The sequence below is a fragment of the Actinomadura sp. ATCC 39365 genome (assembly GCF_054392275.1).
In genome coordinates, this window is record NZ_CP184335.1 from 7,547,134 (window position 1) to 7,566,639 (window position 19,506).

Sequence of the window (19,506 nt, forward strand, 5' to 3'; positions counted from 1 at the left end):
GCGTGTTCACCTCTGAGCAGGAGCTGGAGGACCGGCTGGCCACCCCGTCGGCCGCGCTGGCCGCCGACGTCGCCGGCCTGGACGGCGACCTCGTCGTGCTCGGCGCGGGCGGCAAGATGGGGCCGAGCCTGGTCCGGCTGGCCCGGCGGGCCCTGGAGGCGGCGGGCCGCGGCTCGGCCCGCGTGTACGCCGTGTCCCGCTGGTCGGACGGCCGGGCGGCGCGGGCGCTGGCCGACGAGGGCGTCGAGGTGGTCGCCGCCGACCTGATGTCCGGCGGCGACCTGGCCGGGCTGCCCGACGCGGCCAACGTCGTGTTCATGGCGGGCGCCAAGTTCGGCACGTCGGCGGCGCCGTACCAGGCGTGGGCGGTCAACGCGGCGCTGCCGGCCGCCGTGGCCCGGCGCTACCGCGACTCCGCGATCGCGGTGTTCTCCACCGGCAACGTGTACCCGCTGGTGGACGTGGCCGGCGGCGGCAGCGCCGAGGAGGACCGGCCGGACCCGGTGGGCGAGTACGCGATGAGCTGCCTGGGCCGGGAACGCGTCTTCGAGCACGCCGCCGCGGCGTACGGCACCAGGGTCGCGATCCTGCGCCTGAACTACGCGGTGGACCTGCGCTACGGCGTGCTGGCCGACCTGGCGGCCACCGTGGCGGCGGGCGAGCCGGTCGACCTCACCACCGGGCACGTCAACGTCGTCTGGCAGGGGTACGCGAACGAGGTCGCGCTGCGGTCGTTGCGCCACGCGCGCGCCTCGGAGGCGTTCACCCTGAACCTGACCGGCCCGGAGACCGCCTCGGTGCGGCGCACGGCGGCCCGGCTGGCCGCCGCGATGGGGACGAAGGCGTCCTTCACCGGCGGCGAGAGCGGCACCGCGCTGCTCAGCGACGCCTCGCGCTGCCACGGCCTGTTCGGCTACCCGGACGTGCCGCTGGACACCCTGATCGCCTGGCAGGCCGGCTGGTTGTCGCGCGGGCTGCCCCTGTCGGGCAGGCCGACCAAGTTCGCGGTACGCGACGGGAGGTTCTGAGATGTCGATCGGCCTGCTGCGGGAGGGGACGGTCATCCCCGCCCACCCGCTGGCGCTGACCGGCGGGCGCGCCCTGGACGAGCGCCGCCAGCGCGCGCTCACCCGCTACTACCTGGCCTCCGGGGCGGGCGGCGCGGCCGTGGCGGTGCACACGACGCAGTTCGAGATCCGCCGGGCGGGCCTGCTGCGGCCGGTGCTGGAGCTCGCCGCCGAGGTCGTGGCGAAGGAGGCGGGGCGGCCGTTCGTCATGGTCGCGGGCGCGTGCGGCGGGACCGCCCAGGCCGTGGCGGAGGCGGAGCTCGCCGCCTCGCTGGGCTACCACGCCGTGCTGCTGTCGCCCCAGGTGCCCGGCGCGGGCGAGCCGGAGCTGCTGGCGCGGGCCAGGGCGGTGGGCGAGGTGCTGCCGGTGATCGGCTTCTACCTCCAGGAGGCGGTGGGCGGACGCCGGCTCGGCCCGGCGTTCTGGAGGTCGCTGAGCGAGCAGGAGTCGGTGGTGGCGATCAAGATGGCGCCCTTCGACCGGTACCGCACGCTCGACGTGGTCAGGGCGGTGGCGGCGTCCGGGCGCGGCGACGACATCGCGCTCTACACCGGCAACGACGACAACATCCTGGCCGACCTGCTCGCCCCCGTCGCGGGCCGCCGGATCGTCGGCGGGCTGCTCGGCCAGTGGGCGGTGTGGACGCGGGCCGCGGTGCTCATGTTCGACGAGGTGCGCCGGGCGTGGGCGGGCGACGACGAGGTCCTGCGTTCCCTGCTGGCCCGCGCCGGCGACCTGACCGACGCCAACGGCGCGGTGTTCGACGTGGCGGGCGGCTTCCGCGGCTGCATCGCCGGGGTGCACGAGGTGCTGCGCCGCCAGGGCCTGCTGGCCGGGACGTGGTGCCTGGACCCGGACGAGGGGCTCTCGCCCGGACAGGCCGCGGAGATCGCACGGGTGGGCGCGGCCTATCCGTGGCTGGTGGACGACGGGTTCGTCGCCGCGCACCTGGACGACTGGCTGCGCTGAGAGGGGAACCGGGGCCGGGACACGCGTCCCGGCCCCGGCCTATTCGTTCGTCAGACGGTCCAGTGGGCCGTGGACAGGGCGCGGACGGCTTCCTCGTCCACCTCGACGCCGAGGCCGGGGCCGGTGGGCACCAGGGCCGTCCCGTCCGAGACCTCCACCGTCGGGCCGCCGACGTACGCCGAGCGCACGAACTGGCGGCCGTTGAGGTCGACCGGGGTGTCCACGCCGAACGCCGCGAACAGGTGCAGCGAGGCGGCGAACCCCAGGTCGGTGTCCGTCAGCCCCGAGCCCATGATGCGCAGCCCGGCGTCCTCGGCGAGCTGGCACAGCCGGCGCGACAACGTCAGCCCGCCCGACCGCTGCACCTTGGCGATGGCGATGTCGACGGCGTCGAGCTTGACGAACGTGGCCAGGTCTGTGGGATGGCGCAGGCTCTCGTCGAGCGCGACCGGGAGCGGGCTGTGGTCGCGCAGGCGGCGCAGCCCGGTGACGTCGTTGGCGGGCAGCGGCTGCTCGAACGCCGTGACGTCCAGGTCGGCCAGCCGGCGGGCCATGCGCAGCGCGCCGTCCACCGTGTAGGCCTGGTTGGCGTCCACCCACAGCGGCGCGTCGGGGGCCGCCTCCCTGACTGCCGCGACGACGGACACGTCCGTCGCCTCGTCGTGCAGGCCGACCTTGACCTTGAACGCGTGGTAGCCCTCCGCCCGCCCCTCCTCGACCGCCTGCCGCACCTCGCCGGGCGTCTGACCGGCCACGATCCAGCCGAGCGTGATCCGGTCGAGGCGGCGCTGGCCCCACAGCACGCCGACGGGCACCCCGAGGGCCCGGCCGAGCAGGTCGTGCAGGGCGATGTCGAGCGCGGACTTGGCGATGGGCGACCCGATCGTCAGCCCGCGGTTGATCACCTTCTCGTAGGCCGCGCAGGCGCCGTCCAGGTCCCAGGCCGGGCGGCCGAGGAGGGCGGGCGCCAGGTAGCCGGCGATCGTCGTCGAGATCGACTCCACGGTCTCGTACGTCCAGGCGGGCGTCGGCGTGGCCTCGCCCCAGCCGGTCACCCCGCCGGCCGTCACCTTGACGAGAACCCGCTCGGCGGGCTTCCCCTCGGTGGTGACGTTTCCTCCTGAAATGCTGAACGAACGGATGGACGGCAATTCCACGACGAATATCTCAATACGCTCGACGACCAGCGATTTCATCATTCTCCAATGAGCAGGAATTCATGCTTACCCGAGCATTTAAGCCTCCCGAATCTAGCACGCCGGAATTGATTTCAGAATCAATGGCAGGAATTCATGCGGCCCTTTCGCCGGGGCCCTCTGGCCGCATCCGGACGTTGACCGGCGGCCCGCCCGGGCGCAGGCTTCGGTGGTCCCCACTTCTCCCGTTCACGACGAGGTGATCGTGATGGCCGGAACCCGTCCCGCCCTTCCGGACGCGACCAGCGACAGCTTCCTGGCCGAAGCACTGAACGAGGCCAACGCCTACCGCGCCAAGCACCACGCGCCCCCCATGGAGATGGACGCCAAGCTCGTCGAGTACGCCAAGGAGCGCGCGTCCTCGCGCTCGGAGTACGCGAAGCTGTCGGCCGGCCACGACGGCCTGCGCGACACCACCGGCGAGAACATCTTCTGGGGCATGTCCTCCGGCTCCACGCCGAAGACCGCCGGCGACGCCGTGACCGCCTGGTACAACGAGATCGCCGACTACAACTGGGCGAACCCGCCGGGCGACCCGGCCAAGACCGGCCACTTCAGCCAGCTCGTCTGGAAGGACACCAGGAAGGTCGGCGCGGCCCGCGTCGCCGGCCAGGGCCCCGACGGGTTCGAGACCTACATCGTGTTCGTCTTCGAGAACCCGGGCAACTACGAGGGCGAGTACCCCCAGAACGTCCTGCCCGCCTGACGACGGGCCGGTCAGGGGGCGGCGAGGGCCCCCTGACCACCGGCCGCCGGCCGGCGCCGGACGGTCACGGGTCGGTGCCCTGGGAGGCGACGTGGTCCTCGTCGAAGATGTCCCCCGCCGAGATCACGATCCGCGGGTCGGGCACGCCGACGACCTCGTCGTCCTTGTCGTCGTAGTCGAAGAGGCTGAGCACGTGACGCATGGCCTCCAGCCGGGCGCGTTTCTTGTCGTTGCTCTTGATGACGGTCCAGGGCGCCGACTCGGTGTCGGTGTGCAGGAACATGTCCTCCTTGGCCTGGGTGTAGTCGTCCCATTTGCGGAGGGACGCCAGGTCCATCGGCGACAACTTCCACTGCCGCACCGGGTCCACCTGGCGGATGATGAACCGGGTGCGCTGCTCGGCCCGCGAGACCGAGAACCAGAGCTTGACCAGGTGCAGCCCCGAGTCCACCAGCAGGTCCTCCAGGCGGGGCACCTGCTCCATGAACTCCAGGTACTCGTGCACGTCGCAGAAGCCCATGACCCGCTCTACCCCCGCCCGGTTGTACCAGGAGCGGTCGAACAGCACGATCTCCCCGTTGGCCGGCAGATGGGCGATGTAGCGCTGGAAGTACCACTGGCCGCGCTCGCGCTCGCTCGGCTTCTCCAGCGCGACCACCGTGGCCCCGCGCGGGTTGAGGTGCTCCATGAAGCGCTTGATCGTGCCGCCCTTGCCGGCCGCGTCGCGCCCCTCGAACAGCACCACCAGCCGGCGGCCGCTGCCCTTGATCCAGTACTGCAGCTTGAGCAGCTCGATCTGCAGCAGCCGCTTGTCCCGCTCGTAGACCTCCCTGGACAGGCGCTCGTCGTAGGGGTAGTGCTGCCGCCAGGTGTCCACCGGCCGTCCGTCGGCGCGCACCAGCACCGGATCGTCGTCGTCGCCGTCGTCCACCCACAGCCCGGGAGTGGTGTCGAGCAGTTCGCTGTGCTCCGCGGCCGCCAGGGGGCGAGGACCACGGGCTGCTCGTCGCCTGGACCGGTCATGCGGCCCGCGACCGGATGTTCGCGTTCATGGCGTCCTCTCTTCACCGGATGCGGCCGGCTAATCGTGCCGGCGGCTCCTGTTCCGGGAATTCCGCCGGCGGCGGGCCGTTCAGCTCGTGGCTCCCAGGCGGCCGCGTACCTGGGCGAGCAGGTCGTGCGGCAGGGGGCGTAGCCGTACAGGGCCAGGTAGGACTGGCCGGCGTCGCCGGCGGCGTAGCCGAGGAAGGCGCGCGCCAGCGGGTCCGCCCGGCCCGCGCAGATGATCTCGTACGTGACCTGCACGATCGGGTAGGCGTCGGGGACCGGCCGCCTGTGGTCGAAGGTCAGCACCAGCCCGCGCCCGCCGCTCTCGACCGTGGCGCCCTGCAGGGCCTTGCTGGCGCTCTCCGGCGACAGCTCGGCGAACTGCCCGGCGGCGTTGCGCACGTCCGCGGTGCTCAGGCGGGCGCTGCCGGCGAAGCCGTACTCCACGTACCCGATGGAGTCCCTGGTGTGCTGGAGGACCTGGGTCATGCCGCTGGAGCTGGTGACGCCCTGGCCGGCGCCGGTCCACGTCCTGGCCGGCTGGTGCGGCCAGCCGCCGGTCGCCCGCAGGAACTCGGTGAGGTTCTGGGTGGTGCCGGACTGGCCGGAGCGGTGGAAGACGCGGATGCGGGCGGCCGGCAGGCGGTTGCCGGGGTTGTCGGCGGCGATCTCGCGGGCGTTCCACCTGGGAGGCGCCCGGTGAAGATGCCGGTCAGGGTCGCCGGGGAGAGCCGCAGGCCGGGCACGGAGGGCAGGTTGTAGGCCACCGCGACCGGTGCGACGACCATCGGCAGGTGCTCGGCCCGGCCGCCGCAGCGCCGGTCGGCCCGGACCTGCTCCTTCTGGGTCATCGGCACGTCCGAGCCGGCGAACGCGCTGCGTCCCGCGATGAAGTCCTCGATGCCGCGGTCGGAGCCGTTGGCCTCGTAGACGACCCGCAGTTCGGGGTGGACGCGCTCGAACTCGCCGGTCCAGGCGTCAATGGCCCCCTTCTGCGCGGTCGAGCCCGAGCCGTGCAGCCACGCGGCGACCCGCTCGGGGGCGGCCCCGTCCTCGCTGCTCATGCTCAGGAACACGGCCCCGGCCGCGGCGGCGGCCCCGGCGACCAGAACGAGCACGGTGACCAGGACCGACTTGGCCGTCCATGTCAGCCTTGCCATTGCACAAGGCTATGAACCGGACGCGTCCGGACGCGTCATCCCGCGGTCAAGCCCACGGACACGAAGGGTTACCTTGTCGCCAAGCCGTCCGGCGTCCCGTCGGCCGCGGCGGCCAGGAGCCGGGCCAGCTCGACCGGCCTGGTGAACATGGGCCAGTGGCCGGAGTCGATGTCGACGAGGTCGAGGTGCTCGACCCGGGCCAGCTCCGCGTCGTCGCCGCCGTCGATCCACTCCCGTGCCTGCGCGGGGCTGAACTCGGGGCACACCACGACGGCCGGCACCCCGAACCGCCGCTCGTCCGTCATCCGCACCACGCCCTTGGCCACCCCCTCGGGGACGGGGACCGCGGCGGCGGCGAACCTCTTTCTGGCCTCCTCGTCGAGGTCGGCCGAGTCCGGCCCCTCGAACGGCTCCCATCCCGGGAACGGCACGACGCCGTCCACGGCCTCGAAGAGGTCGACGTAGGCGCCGTCGGCAGCGGGAAAACCGCCGATGAAGGCGACCTTGCCCACCTTGTCCGGCCGCGCGTCGGCGGCCAGCCAGGCCAGCGTGCAGGCCGCGGAATGGCCGGCCACCAGAGGCCTGCCGTCCGCCGCGTCCACGGCGGCGAGCACCGCCGCCACCTGGTCGGCGAGCGTGGCGGAGGCGTTCCCGTCCCCCTGGCCGGGGAGGGCGACCGGCACGGGACGGTGGCCGAGCGCCTCGATCGCGGGCGCCACCTCGTCCCAGGCGGACGCGTCGAGCCAGAGGCCGCCGATGAGCAGGATGTCCATGTCAGTCTTCTTTCTCCAGTGCGTTCAAATCGCGTTCCGCGTAGAGCCGGTGTTCCCATTCCTCGTTGAGGACGATGTGCAGGCACTCCTTGAGGGGGAAGCCGGTCAGCCGCGGCCAGCCGGGCTCGTCGCGGGTGACGTGTGAGGCGAGCAGTTCGGGGGTGAGCGAGGCGACGACCCGGCCGATCATCGCCCGGCGGTCGCGGCGGACCGCGAGCACCTCCGCCAGCGGTGGCCGGGCCGCGCGGTCCCACGGGACGCCGTCCCAGCCGGGGGCCTCGTCCCATGGCAGGTCGAGCGGGTGCCAGGGCGAGAGGTCGCCCAGGATCATCCGGCCGACCCAGGCGGCCGAGGCGAAGTTGAGGTGCCGCAGTGTCTGGACGAAGGACCATTCGCCGTCGACGCCCCGGTGCAGCGCCGCCTCGGGGAACGTCGCGGCGCGGGCGAGGGTGCCCGCCCACAGCCGGTCCAGGATCGCCCATGCCTCGCCGAACCCCTCGGGGTCGTCGGGGCGCATCCTGGCGCGCTCGGGCATGCGGCGGTTCAGCTCGGCCTCGACGAGGGGGACGATGTCCACGCCGTTCACCACGACGTTCCGCAGCCGGCCGCTGATCTCGACGTCGACGAGCTCGGCACCACGCACCCGCACGCCGGACAGGTCTGCCGCGCGCACGCCGACGTCGATCAGGCGTACCCGTGTGAACGCGGCCTGCCGCACGCTCAACCCTTCGACGTGCGGGTCTTCCCGGGAGTCGGTCATGACGCCACACGGTAGGGCGTATTCCGGACGTTCTACTTCCGGTACCTGCCCTGACCGCTCTAATCTGCTCGGGTGCCGACCGAACTCAGCCCCACCGCGCGGGCCCTGCGCGCCATGGAGGTCCTCCGGCAGCGTCCCGGCGTGACGGCCGGCGAGCTGGCCGCGGCCCTGGGCGTGACCGAGCGCGCCGCCCGCCGGTACGTCGGGATCCTGCGCGAGGCGGGCATCCCCGTCGAGTCGGCCAGAGGCCCCTACGGCGGCTACCGGCTCGGCCGCGGCACCAGGCTGCCGCCGGTCGCCTTCACCGAGCCCGAGGCGCTCGCCCTGGTCATGGCGGTGTTCGACGGCCAGCCGGCCGCCACCGACCCCGACGACCTGGTGGGCACCGCCCTGTCCAAGGTCATCCGGGCCCTGCCGGAAGGCGTCGGACGGCAGGCCGCCGCGCTGCGCGAGCACGCCTCCGCCGCGCCCGACCGGTACGCGGCCCGTCCCGGCGTCGCCGTGACCAGCGCGCTGGTCGCCGCGTCCGCGGCCCGGCGGCGCGTCCGCATCGCCTACCGGAGCGGGTCGGGCACGGAGTGGGAGGCCGAGGTCGACCCCTGGGCGGTCGTCGTCCGGTACGGGCGCTGGTACCTGTTGTGCCACTCCCACCGCGTCGGCGCGATCCGCACCTACCGGGTCGACCGCGTCCGGGCCGTCCATGAGACCGTGCACGGCTTCCGGCCGCCCGACGGCCTGGACCCGGTGGCGGCGCTGGAGGAGAACCTGGGCACCGGATGGGCGTACTCGACCCGCGTGGTCTTCGACGCGCCCCTGGCCGAGGTGGCGCCCTGGGTGCACCCGCCCATGGGGCGGCTCGAACCGCACGGCGAGGGCTGCGTGCTGGTCGGCAGCACGGGCAACCCCACCATGTACGCCCAGGAGTGGCTGCCGGCCGTGCCGTTCGCCTTCCGCGTCGAGGGCGGGCCGGAACTGCGCGCGGCGGTCGCGAGCCTGGCCGCCCGCCTGGCCGCCGCGCTGCCCGGCTAGGCCGCCGCCGCCCGCCCTGCCGTATGGTGCCGGCGGACGCGCGCGCCGAGGATCAGGGCGGCCAGCACGGACGCCGCCGCCGTGGCCAGCAGGATCGCGCCCTTGGCCTGCGTCAGGTACGCCGGCCCGGTGTAGGAGAGCTCGGCGATCAGCAGCGAGACGGTGAAGCCGATGCCGCCCAGCACGCCCACGCCGGCGATGTCGCTCCAGCCCAGCCGCGGGTTGAGATGGGCGCTGGTGAGGCGCGCGGTGAGCCAGGCGGCCCCGACGATGCCGAGCGGCTTGCCGGCCAGCAGCCCGGCCAGCACGCCCCAGGTCACCGTCCCCGCCCAGAAACCGCCCGCCCCCGACAGGGAGATCCCGGCCGACAGCAGCGCGAACACCGGCAGCACCACCCCGGCGCAGAACGGCCGCAACACGTGCTCGGCACGCTGCGAGGGCGGCTCCGGCTCGCCGGCGTGCGGCCGGGTGCGCATCAGCAGGCCCATCGCGACGCCTGCGATGGTCGCGTGCACCCCGCAGGCGTGCACCAGCACCCAGATCAGCACGGCGAGCGGCCCGTACAGCAGCCACGCGGGCAGCGCGCGGCGCACGGCGGTGACCGCGCGGCCCCGCCCGTGCTGCAGGTACGCCCACACGCACAGCGCGGCGGCGGCCCCGGCCAGGGCGGCGAGGTTCAGCCCCGAGGTGTAGCCGACGGCGATCACGACGACCGCGCACACGTCGTCCACGGTCGCCAGCGTCAGCAGGAACGTGCGCAGCGGGGCGGGCAGGCCGCGGCCCACGACGGCCAGGACGGCGAGCGCGAAGGCGATGTCGGTGGCCATCGGCACGCCCCAGCCGCGGGCCGCCTCGCCCGGCGCGGCGGCGTTCACCGCCAGGAACAGCAGCGCCGGGACCACCACGCCGCCGAGCGCGGCCACCACGGGCAGCGCGGCGCGGCGCGGGTCGCGCAGCTCGCCGTGCACGAGCTCCTGCTTGAGCTCGTTGCCGACGATGAAGAAGAACACCGCCAGCAGCCCGTCGGCGGCCCACGCCTGCGCGCTCAGGCGCAGGCCCAGCCACTCCGGGCCGAAGGACCACGTGCGCAGGGCCTCGTAGGAGCCGGCGAGGGACGAGTTGGCCCAGGCCAGCGCGGTCAGGGCGGCGACGATGAGCAGGACGCCGCCGACCGCGTCGGAGCGCAGGGCAGTGATGATCCGCGAGGAGGCAGACATGAAGGGAGAACTCCAGGACGGTACGGGCACGATCGGGCCGCCGGACGCGCGGCCCCGCACGGCGGCCCGCGGAACCCCGGATCACCTCCGGGCGCGGGCCTCCGCGTGGCGGAGGGCTCTCAGCGGCCCTGCGGCGGGCGGATGCCCGCGATCACGCCCCACGTGCTGACGTAGCCGTTCGTGCCGACCGGACGGAACTCCAGCGGGCGCAGCGGGCGGGCGTGCCGCTCGCGCGCGAGGTGGAGGCAGGAGCGGAATTCGCGCACCTTCGCCTCCCTTTTGTCCGATCGTGTCCTCCTCCTACCCTACAAGTTCCCGCCGCTCCTGGAATCCGGTACCCGGGTACGGGATGACCGCGGACCTGCCGCCCCGGCCCCGCCGCCGCCCTCGCGGATGCGATGTACTGGCCGTCATGACGATGATCCGCTCCCTGCTGCTGTTCGCCCTGGCCGCGCTCGCCGAGATCGGCGGCGCGTGGCTGATCTGGCAGGGCGTGCGCGAGCAACGCGGGCTGCTGTGGATCGGCGGCGGCGTCGTCGCCCTCGGCCTGTACGGCTTCGTCGCCACCCTCCAGCCGGACGCCGACTTCGGCCGCATCCTGGCCGCCTACGGCGGCGTCTTCGTCGCCGGGTCCCTGGTGTGGGGCATGGTCGCCGACGGTTTCCGCCCCGACCGCTGGGACGTCATCGGCGCCCTGATCTGCCTCGCCGGCGTCCTCGTCATCATGTACGCCCCCCGCGCCTGACCTCGTCCCGGGGGCGCGCGTCCGCCATGACGCGGCGCATGTCGGCGACGGCCCGCAGCGTTCCGCGCAGGGTGCCGGTCACCTTCGAGCGGCCCGTGCGGGGCAGGTAGTCCACGTCCGTCTCGCCGATCCGCCAACCGGCCGCCGCGGCGCGCAGCACCGTCTCCAGCGGGTAGCCGAAGCGGCGGTCGGCCGTCCCGAGCGACAGCAGCGGCACGCGGGCGGCCGCCCGCATCGGCCCGAGGTCGCGCAGCGCCACCCCGGTGCGGCGGCGCAGGCCCCGGGCCAGGACGGCGTTGCCCAGCCGGGCGTGCGCGGGCCAGACGCCGGCGCCGCGCGGCCGACGGCGTCCGAGCACGAGGTCGAGCTCCCCGTCGAGGACGGGCCCGGCCACCCGGGGAAGCTGGGCGGGATCGAGCGAGGCGTCGGCGTCCATGAAGCAGACCAGGTCGGCGGAGGAGGCCAGCAGCCCGGCGTGGCAGGCGGCGCCGAACCCGCGCACGGGCTCGGCGACCACCCGCGCCCCGAGATCGCGGGCGACCCGCGCCGAGCCGTCGGTGGAGCCGTTGTCGACGACGATCGGGCGGTAGCCGGCGGGCATGCGCCCGAGCACCCAGGCGAGCGCGGCCTCCTCGTTCAGGCAGGGCAGGATCACGTCGATCGTCATGACCGGGCGAACTCCGCCATCCCGGCCTCGAACCCGATCGCGGCGCGGAAGCCGAGCTCGGCCTCCGCCCGCCGGGGCGAGGCGACGATGTGGCGGACGTCGCCCAGCCGGTAGCCGCCGGTGACCCGCGGTCCGGGGCCGCCGCACCCGGCGGCGAGCACGCGGGCCATCTCCCCCACGGTGCGCGGTGTGCCGGAGGCGATGTTCCAGGCCCTCAGCCCGCCGGCCGGCCAGGACGCGGTCAGGGCCGCGAGGTTCGCCCCGGCCACGTCCCGCACGTGGACGAAGTCGCGGAGCTGTTGGCCGTCCTCGAACACCGCCGGCGCCCGGCCGGCCCGCAGCGCGGAGCGGAAGATCGCGGCGACCCCGGCGTACGGGGTGTCGCGCGGCATGCGGGGCCCGTAGACGTTGTGGTAGCGCAGGGCCGCGACGGTCCCGCCGGTCTCCCTCGCCCAGTTGGCGGCCAGGTGTTCCTGGGCGAGTTTGCTGGTGGCGTAGGCGTTGCGCGGATCGGGCGGGGCGTCCTCCTCGATCGGCGCCCAGCGCAGGGGCTCGCCGCAGCGCGGGCAGGGCGGCTCGAACCGGCCGCCGTCCAGGTCGTCCGCGGTCCGCGGGCCGGGCCGGACGTCGCCGTGCGCCGCGCAGGCGTAACGTCCCTCGCCGTAGACCACCATCGAGGAGGCCAGCACCAGCCGGGTGATCCCGTGCCTGGCCATGGCGGCCAGCAGCACGGCGGTGCCGAAGACGTTGACGTCGGCGTAGGCGGGCAGGTCGGCGACGTCCACGCCCAGGCCCACCTTGGCCGCCTGGTGCACGACGGCCTCGACGCCGGGCAGCAGCGCGTCCAGGGCCGTGGCGTCGCGCACGTCCGCGCCGGTCCGCGTGTCGAGGCCGACGACGTCGTGGCCCGCCGCCTCCAGGGCCTCGGCGACGTGGCCGCCGATGAAACCGGCCGAGCCGGTGACCATCACTCTCACGCCGCCGACGGTAGCCGCCGGGCCGGGCGGGCCGAAGCGGCGTTCGCGGTTCGTAAGGCTTCTTACGAAGAACGAACGTGCACCGCCGCGGCGGCCCGGGACCGGCCCCGGGATGCGAGGCTGCCGCCGTGAACCGGAACACGACGGTGGCCGCCGGGACGCTCGCCGCCCTGGCGGCCGTGGTGCTGCGGCTGGTGACGGGACCGCCCCACCTGGGCTGGTACCTGGCGGCCTGGGCGCTGTTCGCGGCCGCGCTGTGGCAGACCGCCCGGCTGCCGGGACGGACGACGGCCGCGCTGGTCCTGGCCGGCGGGATCACGCTCGCCGCGACCGGCCTGGCCGCCCCGCCGAGCAGCAGCACCGACTCCTTCCGGTACGCCTGGGACGGCCGGGTGCAGGCCGCCGGAATCTCGCCCTACGACCACCCGCCGGCCGACCCGGCGCTCGTCCGGCTGCGCGACGACTGGCTCTTCCCGGCCGCCTGCGACGCCCCGGCCCTGTGGCCCCTGCCCGGCGGCGGCTGCACCCGGATCAACCGCCCCACCGAGCCGACGATCTACCCGCCGGTCGCGCAGGGCTACTTCCTGCTGGTCCACTGGTTGTCGCCGGACGGGGTGCGGCACAAGGCGCTCCAGCTCGGCGGCTTCGTGGCGGCCGTGGCCGTGCTGGCGATCCTGTGCCGGGCGGCGGGGGCCCGGCGGGCGGCGTACTGGGCGTGGTGCCCGGCCGTGCCGGTGGAGGCGGTGAACAACGCGCACGTCGACATGCTGGGCGTGCTGCTGGTGGTGCTGGCCTGCACCGCCGTACGGGGGCGCGGCGCGCTGCTCGGCGCGGCCGTGGCGGCCAAGCTGCTGCCGGTGACCGCGCTGTCCGGGGTGCTGGCCGGGGTGCTGGCCGGGGGCCGGGTGCCTGGCGGCGGGTGCTCGGCACCGTCGTGCCCGCCGGGCTCGTGGTCGCGCTGTCCTACCTGCCGTACGTGCTGGCCTCGGGCGCCTCGGTGGCGGGCTACCTGCCGGGCTACCTCAAGGAGGAGCGCTACGACGGGCCCGGCGGCGGGAACCGCTACGCCGTCCTGCGGCTGCTCGTGCCGGACGGGTGGGCGCCCTGGGCCGCCATCGCGCTGCTCGGCCTGGTCGTCCTGGCCGTCCTGCGGTACGGCGACGCCGACCGGCCCTGGCGCGGCGCGCTGCTGGTCAGCGGCTCCCTCCTGCTGCTGTTCACCCCCGGCTACTCCTGGTACGCGCTGCTCGTCGTCGCCCTGGCCGCGCTGGACGGCCGGTGGGAGTGGCTGGGCGTCGCCCTGGCCGGCGCGGTCGCCTACACCGCCGGCCCGGCGGCCCCGGGCAGCCCCGGCACCCCCGCGTACGCCCCGGCCGCCGTGGCCGTGCTGGCCGGCTGGGCCGTGCGGCGGCCCCGCGGCGATCACCTGCTGTCATCGGCACGGAAGGACTGAGGAAGCTGAGTCGTCCCACGTTCGAGCACTCGCCGCAGATCGTGCTCATCGCCAAGGAGCCCGTGGCCGGGCGCGTCAAGACCCGGCTGACGCCTCCGTACAGTCCGGCCGAGGCCGCCGCGCTGGCCGAGGCCGCGCTCCGCGACAGCCTGCGCGCCGTCGCCGCGGCCCCCGCCGGCCAGCGGATCCTCGCTCTGGACGGCCTGCCGGGCCGCTGGCTGCCGCCCGGTTTCGTGGTGATCCCGCAACGCGGCGCCGGCCTGGACGAGCGCCTCGCGGCGGCCTTCGCCGACGCCCACCGGCTGCGGCCCGGACCCGTCGTGCTCATCGGCATGGACACCCCGCAGGTCACGCCCGAGCTGCTGCGCGAGGCCGGGGAGGCGCTGGCGGACCACGACGCGGTGTACGGCCCGGCGGCCGACGGCGGTTTCTGGCTGCTGGGGCTCCGGCGGCCGGACCCGGCGCTGCTCCTCGGGGTGCCCATGTCGCACCCGGAGACCGGCAAGGTCCAGCTCGACCGGCTCGTCCGCGCCGGGCTGGCCGTCCATCACCTGCCGGAGCTGGTCGACGTCGACACCGCCGCGGCCGCGACCGAGGTGGCCCACCAGGCCCCCGCCTCCTGCTTCGCCACCACCCTCCGAACGCTGCACCGATGACCGGGGAGAGCCATGCCGAACAGGGAACCGGGCCGGTGACCGGGAAAACTCTGCCGCACGGGGAACCGGGCCGGTGACCGGGAACAGTCACGCCACCGGGGAGCCGGGCCGGTGATCGGGGAGATCTATGCGGCCGCGCTCGCGGGTGAGCGCGCCGAGATCGAGTACCTGGACGGCACCCGCGCCGAGCTGCCGGCCGCGCGCTGGTCGGCGCCGATCGACGGCGACGAGGAGCTCCTGAGCCGCTGCCGCAGCCCCACGCTGGACATCGGCTCCGGCCCCGGCCGGCTCACGGCGGCGCTGACCCGGCGCGGCGTCGCCTCGCTCGGCATCGACGTCACGCCGCACGCCGTCGCCCTGACCCGCCGGGCGGGCGGGTTCGCCCTCCTGCGGGACGTCTTCGACGACGTCCCCGGCACCGGCCTGTGGGCGACGGCGTTGCTCGCCGACGGCAACATCGGCATCGGCGGCGACCCCGCGGCGCTGCTGCGCCGGGTCCGGCAGCTCGTACGGCCGGGCGGCACCGTCCTGGCCGAGCTGGCGCCGCCCTGGACGCGCAGCCGGGTCGACCGGGTACGGCTGCGCCGGGGAGCGTGTGCCGGGGAGTGGTTCGGCTGGGCGACCGTCTCGGCGGCCGACATCGGGCGCCTGGCCGCGAACGCGGGGTTCACGGCCGCCCACTGCCGGCCGACGCACGGCCGCTGGCTGGCCCACCTGCACTGACACCCAGCCCCCAGCCGCCCACGACCCGCCGGCACTGGCGTCCGACGCCGGGCCGCGCCGGGATCAGCGTCCGGTCGGGTCGCCTGCCCGGCGCCGCTCAGTCGTCGTCGGCGTCGTCGTCGCCACCGGTCTGGCCGTGGTCGTCGTCGGTCTCGTCGGCGAGGACGGTGCCCTTGGCGGCGTCCACGGTGATCTCGCGCTCGGTGCCGTCGGCGGCGTCGATGTCGATCTCCCAGACCTGGCCGGCGTCCTCGTTCTCCAGCTCGGCCGAGGTGACCTTGCCGCCCGGCACCTTCTCCAGCGCCGTCTTCTCGGCCTGCTCCCGGGGCACCGCCGGAGCGGGCGCGGACGTGGGGCTGGACGTGGGGCTGGACGTGGGGGTGGAGGCGGTGGCGAAGGCGGTGCCGGCGCCCGCGGCGAGCACGGCGGCCGTGGCCAGTCCAGCGATGATCATAGGCTTACGCATGCGGAAACACTCCGTCGGTTCGGTCGTCGTCCTGACGCCTCCCAGAGTGGCCGCCGGGACGATAGCGACGAACTGTGGGAACCCTAACGTCCGGTTAAGAAGCCGAACGGGCCCCGCACCCCCCGACGGACCTACTCGTAACGGGCGCGACGGGCGATCTTCTCGAACCCGAGACCGCCGAAGAGCGCGGCCGAGGCCGGGTTGTTGACGTTGACGTCCAGGAAGACCTGGTCGGCACCGCCCTCGCGCATACGTGCGAGCGCCGCGACGGCGAGCGCCCGCGCCAGCCCGCGCCGCCGCCACCCGGGCACGGCCCCGACCTGGATCAGGAACTCCTCCGCGCACGTCACGAAGCCGACGGCGACGTCGCCCTCGACCGCCACCAGCGAGCACCCCGGCAGGAACTCGTCGTCGACCAGCCAGTCCACCCACTCCTCCCGCGTCCAGCCGGGAAAGCCGGGACGGTCCGAGAAGGACGCGGAGTACGCCTGGTGGAAGGCCCCTTCGGTGAGCGGGGACCACTCCTCGACCGCCACCTGCGCCGGCATCGGGACGTCCGGCAGCGGCCGGGCCAGGTCGCGACGGAAGACGTCCTCGGCGAACGCCTGACGGAAGCCGCGCGCCAGGAAGAGGTCGTGCGCCTGCGGGGTCAGCGACTCGGTCTCCAGCCGCACCTTCCCGGGCTCGGCGGCCAGCCGGTCGAGCAGGCCCGACCCCAGCCCCCGTCCGCGGTGGTCGGGGTCGACCAGGCCGGTCGCCGCCGACGTCTCCCCCACCGGCCGCACGGCCCCGCAGGCCACCAGCCGGCCGTCGGTGAACGCGCCCACCGCGGTGCCGCCGGTGTACCTGCGTTCCAGGAAGGAGGGCGACGCGGTGGCCGGGAGCCCGCCGTCGCGCGCCGCGCACCTGGAGGCCAGCCCGGCGATCGCCGGCAGGTCCGTGGCGGACAGCGCGGCCCATTCGATGCTCACCATGGTCTCCTTCGCGTGCGGATGATCAAGTATGTCATCACGCGGGGCCGCGCTGGAGCAGAGCCCGATCAGCCGCTTCGCGGGACGCAGTCGAGGACGACGTTGCCGAGCGGGGTGTGGCGCACACCGGCCACGTCGAGCCCGGCCTCGGCGGCGAGCGCGGCGTAGTCGGCGACGGTGCGCTCCCGGCCGCCGCTGATCACGAGCATGCGCAGGTCCATCTCGGCGAACATGGCCGGGTCGTCGCCGGCGCCGCCCCTGGACTCGATCAGCACGACCCGTCCGTGCGGGCCGGCCGCGTCGGCGCAGCGCCGCAGGACGCGCTCGGCATCGGCGTCGTCCCAGTCGTGGATCACGCGCCTGAGCACGTAGACGTCGCCGCCCGGGGGCAGCGGCTCGAAGAAGCTCTGGCCGGCGAACGCGCACCGCCCGTCGAGCCCGAGCCCGGTCAGGAACCGCCGGCCCCGCTCCAGCGTGTCCGGCAGGTCGACGAGCGTGGCCCGCAGCCCCGGGTGGGCCCTCAGCATCTCGGCGATCAGGGCGCCGGTGCCGCCGCCGACGTCGACCACGTGCCGTACGCCGGACCAGTCGTACCCCTCGGCCGCGTCGGCGAGGTCGTCGGCCCCGGCGGCCATCAGGACGTCGAACGACTCGCCGACCTGCCGGTGGGTGGCGAGATGGGTCCAGATCGGGGCGCCGTGGACGCTCTCCCACGCGGGCCGCCCGGTGCGGACGGTGTGCAGCAGGCCGGTGAACGCGACGTCCATCTGCCCGCCGAAGCCGTCGAGGTCGAGCCGGTCGCGCATCATGGAGGGATGGCCGGAGGCCAGCAGCGCGGCGGGCTCGTTGACCGCGAACACGCCGGGCTCCCGTTCGGCGTAGACGCCGCGGCAGGCCAGGTGGCGCAGCAGCCGGCCCAGGGCGTCGGCGTCGGCGCCCGACCGGCGGGCCAGCTCCGCGACGGGCAGCTCGTCGCCGCCCATCAGATCGGTCAGGCGCAGGGTGGCCGCGACGCGTACGGCCATCGGGGTGACCATGTCCGTGACGGGGGCCAGCACCTCCCACGCCGCCTGCCACGCCGTCGGGTGGACGGTCTCGTCGCCGGTGCCTGTCACGGCCGCAGCCCCCTTCTCCCAAAGGATCAAGGCTCGCCCGCAACCTACCACGCGATCCCGGCCCCCGCCCGTCCCGCGCACGAACTCCGGCGCTGGGGCCGCCTCAGGGGGCGCGTCAGCCCAGGAGCCTGGAGAACAGGGCCCCGAGGCCGAGGCCGCTCAGGAGCGACCTCGGCCGGTCCTGCTCGGTGGTCGCCGCCGACAGGGGCACGTCGGCGGCGGGGCAGGCCGCCGGGGGCCGGCCGGTCAGGACGTCCAGTGTCCTTCTGACGCCGAGCGCGTCGAGCAGCGACGTCCGGGACGACGCCGTCGTGACGTACATGCCGTCGTCGGAGGTGACGATGGTCGAGGTGCCGTCGGTGACGCACGTCTCGGGCCGGTTGACCAGCGCTTCGAGCACCGCCGTGGCGCCCGCGGCGTCCAGCAGGGACGCCGGCTCCGCCTCGGCCGACGCGCCGGTGTCCGTCAGACCGGTGTCCGCCCAGCCGGTGTCCGACGCGCCGATGTCCGACGTACCGATGTCCGACGTACCGATGTCCGACGCGGGAGTGTCCGACGCGGGGGTGTCCGAGGAGCCGGTGGCCGGGGCGCATCCCAGGGCGCCGGCGACGAGCGGCTCCAGGATCCGCCGGGCCAGCGTGTCGCTGTCCGCCGCGGTCAGCCGGGGCTCCTCCGTGCCGCCGCCCGGCCTGCTCACCCCGATCTCCCGCTCGACGTCGAGCAGGAAGGCGTCGAGCATGCCGGGGAACTCGGCGGCCTCGGCGAATCCCGCGTCCGCCGAACGCGGCAGCGCCCCGGGCCGGTCCGCCGGGCGGACGAGCCCCTGCAGGAACGTCCGCACGACCGAGGTGTCGAGCAGCGTGCCCGCCGCGACCGAGGGCCCGCCGGCGATCTCGAGCCGGGCGGCGACACAGGGCACGGCGACGCTGCTGCCGTCCTCGGCCGCCGCCGGGCCCGCCGCCGTCAGCAGCCCCGTTGCGGCCAGGCCGAGGACGGCGATCGTTCTCTTGCACATGGGTGTCTCCCTGCGACGTTACGTGATCATCCGCAGCGATCATTACCCATTGCAGTGGATCAACTACTCTATGAATGTTTCTAGCCCTCTTTACCCGCCGAAACCGGGTCACCGCGCATGCTCTACCGTCTGCTGAGCGAGCGACCGTCGAGCGGAAGGACCCCCATGAGCCCCCTGAACGGCACCGGCCGGAGCACCGAGGAGCTGACCGAGCGGGTGCACGCCCTCCTCGCCTCCCCCAGGCCCTGGTCGGTCACCCAGGTCGGCGACCCCGTGCTGCGCCGGACCGCCGAGCCGTACGACGGCCAGCTCTCCGACGCCCTCCTGCGCGAGCTGCTCGACGCGATGTTCCGGCACCTGCCCGGAGTGGGCGTGGGCCTGGCCGCGCCGCAGGTCGGCATCCCGCTGGCGCTGGCGGTCATCGAGGACCCGGCCGAGCTGCCGGCCGGCCTGGCCGCCGAGCGCGAACGCGCGCCGCAGCCGCCCCTGGAGCTGGTCAACCCCGTCGTGACGCCGGTCGGCTCCGGATACCGGGCGTTCTACGAGGGATGTCTCAGCGTGGAGGGGCTGACCGCCGTCGTGCCCAGGCACGCGCGGGTGCGACTGTCGGCCCTCGACGGGGACGGCCGCCCGTACGAGATGGAGCTGTCCGGCTGGCCGGCCCGCATCGCCCAGCACGAGACCGACCACCTGAACGGCGCCCTCTACCTCGACCGCGCCGACCTCCGCTCGTTGTCGACCACCGCCAACCACGAACGCTTCCTGGCCGCGCGGCCCTGACGCCGCCGCGGGG

At 74.7% G+C, this 19,506-nt stretch carries 22 protein-coding genes and 1 pseudogene; 9 read left to right on the plus strand and 14 right to left on the minus strand.

From position 1 onward, the window contains the following. Window positions 1-2: 2 nt before the first annotated feature. Window positions 3-1,028, plus strand: a complete 1,026-nt coding sequence (locus ACNF49_RS36810) for an NAD-dependent epimerase/dehydratase family protein (RefSeq protein WP_482940468.1) — start codon at window positions 3-5, stop codon at window positions 1,026-1,028. 1 nt (window position 1,029) lies between these two features. Beyond that, entirely contained in the window at window positions 1,030-2,037 is a 1,008-nt protein-coding gene (locus tag ACNF49_RS36815) for a dihydrodipicolinate synthase family protein (protein ID WP_482940469.1), read from the plus strand. Between the two features lie 50 nt (window positions 2,038-2,087). Here the strand turns inward: ACNF49_RS36815 and ACNF49_RS36820 are convergent, their stop codons facing one another. Continuing rightward, window positions 2,088-3,194 (minus strand): mandelate racemase/muconate lactonizing enzyme family protein, encoded by a 1,107-nt coding sequence (locus ACNF49_RS36820; protein ID WP_482940470.1) that lies wholly within the window; start codon window positions 3,192-3,194, stop codon window positions 2,088-2,090. A 247-nt stretch (window positions 3,195-3,441) separates the two neighbouring features. On the opposite strand from ACNF49_RS36820, the gene ACNF49_RS36825 reads away from it, so the two are divergent. Further along, window positions 3,442-3,939 (plus strand): CAP family protein, encoded by a 498-nt coding sequence (locus tag ACNF49_RS36825; RefSeq protein WP_482940471.1) that lies wholly within the window; start codon window positions 3,442-3,444, stop codon window positions 3,937-3,939. Window positions 3,940-4,003: 64 nt separating this feature from the next. On the opposite strand, the gene ppk2 is transcribed toward ACNF49_RS36825, so the two are convergent. From ppk2 to ACNF49_RS36845, 4 genes and pseudogenes are all read right to left on the minus strand, one after another. Then, window positions 4,004-4,870 carry a polyphosphate kinase 2 gene (gene ppk2 / locus ACNF49_RS36830; RefSeq protein WP_482940472.1) on the minus strand — a complete coding sequence of 289 codons (867 nt, stop codon included), beginning with the start codon at window positions 4,868-4,870 and terminating at the stop codon, window positions 4,004-4,006. A 353-nt stretch (window positions 4,871-5,223) separates the two neighbouring features. Continuing rightward, window positions 5,224-6,146: pseudogene (locus ACNF49_RS36835) on the minus strand (substrate-binding domain-containing protein); the annotation flags it as partial. A 68-nt stretch (window positions 6,147-6,214) separates the two neighbouring features. Next, entirely contained in the window at window positions 6,215-6,919 is a 705-nt protein-coding gene (locus tag ACNF49_RS36840; RefSeq protein WP_482940473.1) for an alpha/beta fold hydrolase, read from the minus strand. A gap of 1 nt (window position 6,920) precedes the next feature. After that, window positions 6,921-7,679, minus strand: coding sequence for a DinB family protein (locus ACNF49_RS36845; protein ID WP_357968678.1), 759 nt, complete (start codon window positions 7,677-7,679; stop codon window positions 6,921-6,923). 72 nt (window positions 7,680-7,751) lie between these two features. Between ACNF49_RS36845 and ACNF49_RS36850 the strand changes: the two genes are divergently transcribed. After that, the gene (locus tag ACNF49_RS36850) at window positions 7,752-8,708 is read left to right on the plus strand and encodes a helix-turn-helix transcriptional regulator (RefSeq protein ID WP_482940474.1); all 957 of its coding nucleotides are present in this window, start codon (window positions 7,752-7,754) and stop codon (window positions 8,706-8,708) included. Here ACNF49_RS36850 and nhaA read toward each other — a convergent pair. Together nhaA and ACNF49_RS36860 are read right to left on the minus strand one after the other, a co-directional pair. Further along, entirely contained in the window at window positions 8,705-9,925 is a 1,221-nt protein-coding gene (nhaA, locus tag ACNF49_RS36855; RefSeq protein WP_482940475.1) for a Na+/H+ antiporter NhaA, read from the minus strand. The genes ACNF49_RS36850 and nhaA overlap by 4 nt on opposite strands. Before the next feature lie 119 nt (window positions 9,926-10,044). Further along, window positions 10,045-10,191 (minus strand): hypothetical protein, encoded by a 147-nt coding sequence (locus ACNF49_RS36860; protein ID WP_352325968.1) that lies wholly within the window; start codon window positions 10,189-10,191, stop codon window positions 10,045-10,047. A gap of 146 nt (window positions 10,192-10,337) precedes the next feature. Between ACNF49_RS36860 and ACNF49_RS36865 the strand changes: the two genes are divergently transcribed. Beyond that, window positions 10,338-10,670: a YnfA family protein gene (locus ACNF49_RS36865; RefSeq protein WP_357968670.1), complete on the plus strand. Its 333-nt coding sequence runs from the start codon at window positions 10,338-10,340 to the stop codon at window positions 10,668-10,670. Here the strand turns inward: ACNF49_RS36865 and ACNF49_RS36870 are convergent. From ACNF49_RS36870 to ACNF49_RS36880, 3 genes are all read right to left on the minus strand, one after another. After that, window positions 10,648-11,337 carry a glycosyltransferase family 2 protein gene (locus tag ACNF49_RS36870; RefSeq protein ID WP_482940476.1) on the minus strand — a complete coding sequence of 230 codons (690 nt, stop codon included), beginning with the start codon at window positions 11,335-11,337 and terminating at the stop codon, window positions 10,648-10,650. The two genes, ACNF49_RS36865 and ACNF49_RS36870, sit on opposite strands and share 23 nt — an antisense overlap. After that, window positions 11,334-12,305, minus strand: a complete 972-nt coding sequence (locus ACNF49_RS36875; protein ID WP_482945635.1) for an NAD-dependent epimerase/dehydratase family protein — start codon at window positions 12,303-12,305, stop codon at window positions 11,334-11,336. The genes ACNF49_RS36870 and ACNF49_RS36875 overlap by 4 nt, the downstream gene beginning before the upstream one ends. A gap of 586 nt (window positions 12,306-12,891) precedes the next feature. Beyond that, window positions 12,892-13,161 (minus strand): hypothetical protein, encoded by a 270-nt coding sequence (locus tag ACNF49_RS36880; protein WP_482940477.1) that lies wholly within the window; start codon window positions 13,159-13,161, stop codon window positions 12,892-12,894. A 72-nt stretch (window positions 13,162-13,233) separates the two neighbouring features. On the opposite strand from ACNF49_RS36880, the gene ACNF49_RS36885 reads away from it, so the two are divergent. The 3 genes from ACNF49_RS36885 (at window position 13,234) to ACNF49_RS36895 (ending at window position 15,146) form a co-directional block, all read left to right on the plus strand. Further along, a complete protein-coding gene (locus tag ACNF49_RS36885) occupies window positions 13,234-13,767 on the plus strand; it encodes a hypothetical protein (RefSeq protein WP_482940478.1) in 534 nt (177 codons plus the stop codon). Window positions 13,768-13,808: 41 nt separating this feature from the next. Further along, a complete protein-coding gene (locus tag ACNF49_RS36890) occupies window positions 13,809-14,423 on the plus strand; it encodes a TIGR04282 family arsenosugar biosynthesis glycosyltransferase (protein WP_357968662.1) in 615 nt (204 codons plus the stop codon). A 111-nt stretch (window positions 14,424-14,534) separates the two neighbouring features. Continuing rightward, window positions 14,535-15,146, plus strand: a complete 612-nt coding sequence (locus ACNF49_RS36895) for a class I SAM-dependent methyltransferase (protein ID WP_482940479.1) — start codon at window positions 14,535-14,537, stop codon at window positions 15,144-15,146. Window positions 15,147-15,243: 97 nt separating this feature from the next. On the opposite strand, the gene ACNF49_RS36900 is transcribed toward ACNF49_RS36895, so the two are convergent. The 4 genes from ACNF49_RS36900 to ACNF49_RS36915 all read right to left on the minus strand — a co-directional run bounded on the left by ACNF49_RS36900 (window position 15,244) and on the right by ACNF49_RS36915 (window position 18,713). Beyond that, complete coding sequence (locus tag ACNF49_RS36900) at window positions 15,244-15,600, minus strand: PepSY domain-containing protein (protein WP_482940480.1); 357 nt, start codon at window positions 15,598-15,600, stop codon at window positions 15,244-15,246. A 143-nt stretch (window positions 15,601-15,743) separates the two neighbouring features. Further along, window positions 15,744-16,583 (minus strand): GNAT family N-acetyltransferase, encoded by an 840-nt coding sequence (locus ACNF49_RS36905; protein WP_498703288.1) that lies wholly within the window; start codon window positions 16,581-16,583, stop codon window positions 15,744-15,746. Between the two features lie 68 nt (window positions 16,584-16,651). Further along, window positions 16,652-17,698 carry a methyltransferase gene (locus ACNF49_RS36910; protein ID WP_482940482.1) on the minus strand — a complete coding sequence of 349 codons (1,047 nt, stop codon included), beginning with the start codon at window positions 17,696-17,698 and terminating at the stop codon, window positions 16,652-16,654. 115 nt (window positions 17,699-17,813) lie between these two features. Then, window positions 17,814-18,713, minus strand: a complete 900-nt coding sequence (locus tag ACNF49_RS36915) for a hypothetical protein (RefSeq protein ID WP_482940483.1) — start codon at window positions 18,711-18,713, stop codon at window positions 17,814-17,816. 165 nt (window positions 18,714-18,878) lie between these two features. Between ACNF49_RS36915 and ACNF49_RS36920 the strand changes: the two genes are divergently transcribed. Continuing rightward, entirely contained in the window at window positions 18,879-19,493 is a 615-nt protein-coding gene (locus tag ACNF49_RS36920; RefSeq protein ID WP_482940484.1) for a peptide deformylase, read from the plus strand. The last annotated feature ends 13 nt before the right edge of the window (window positions 19,494-19,506 follow it).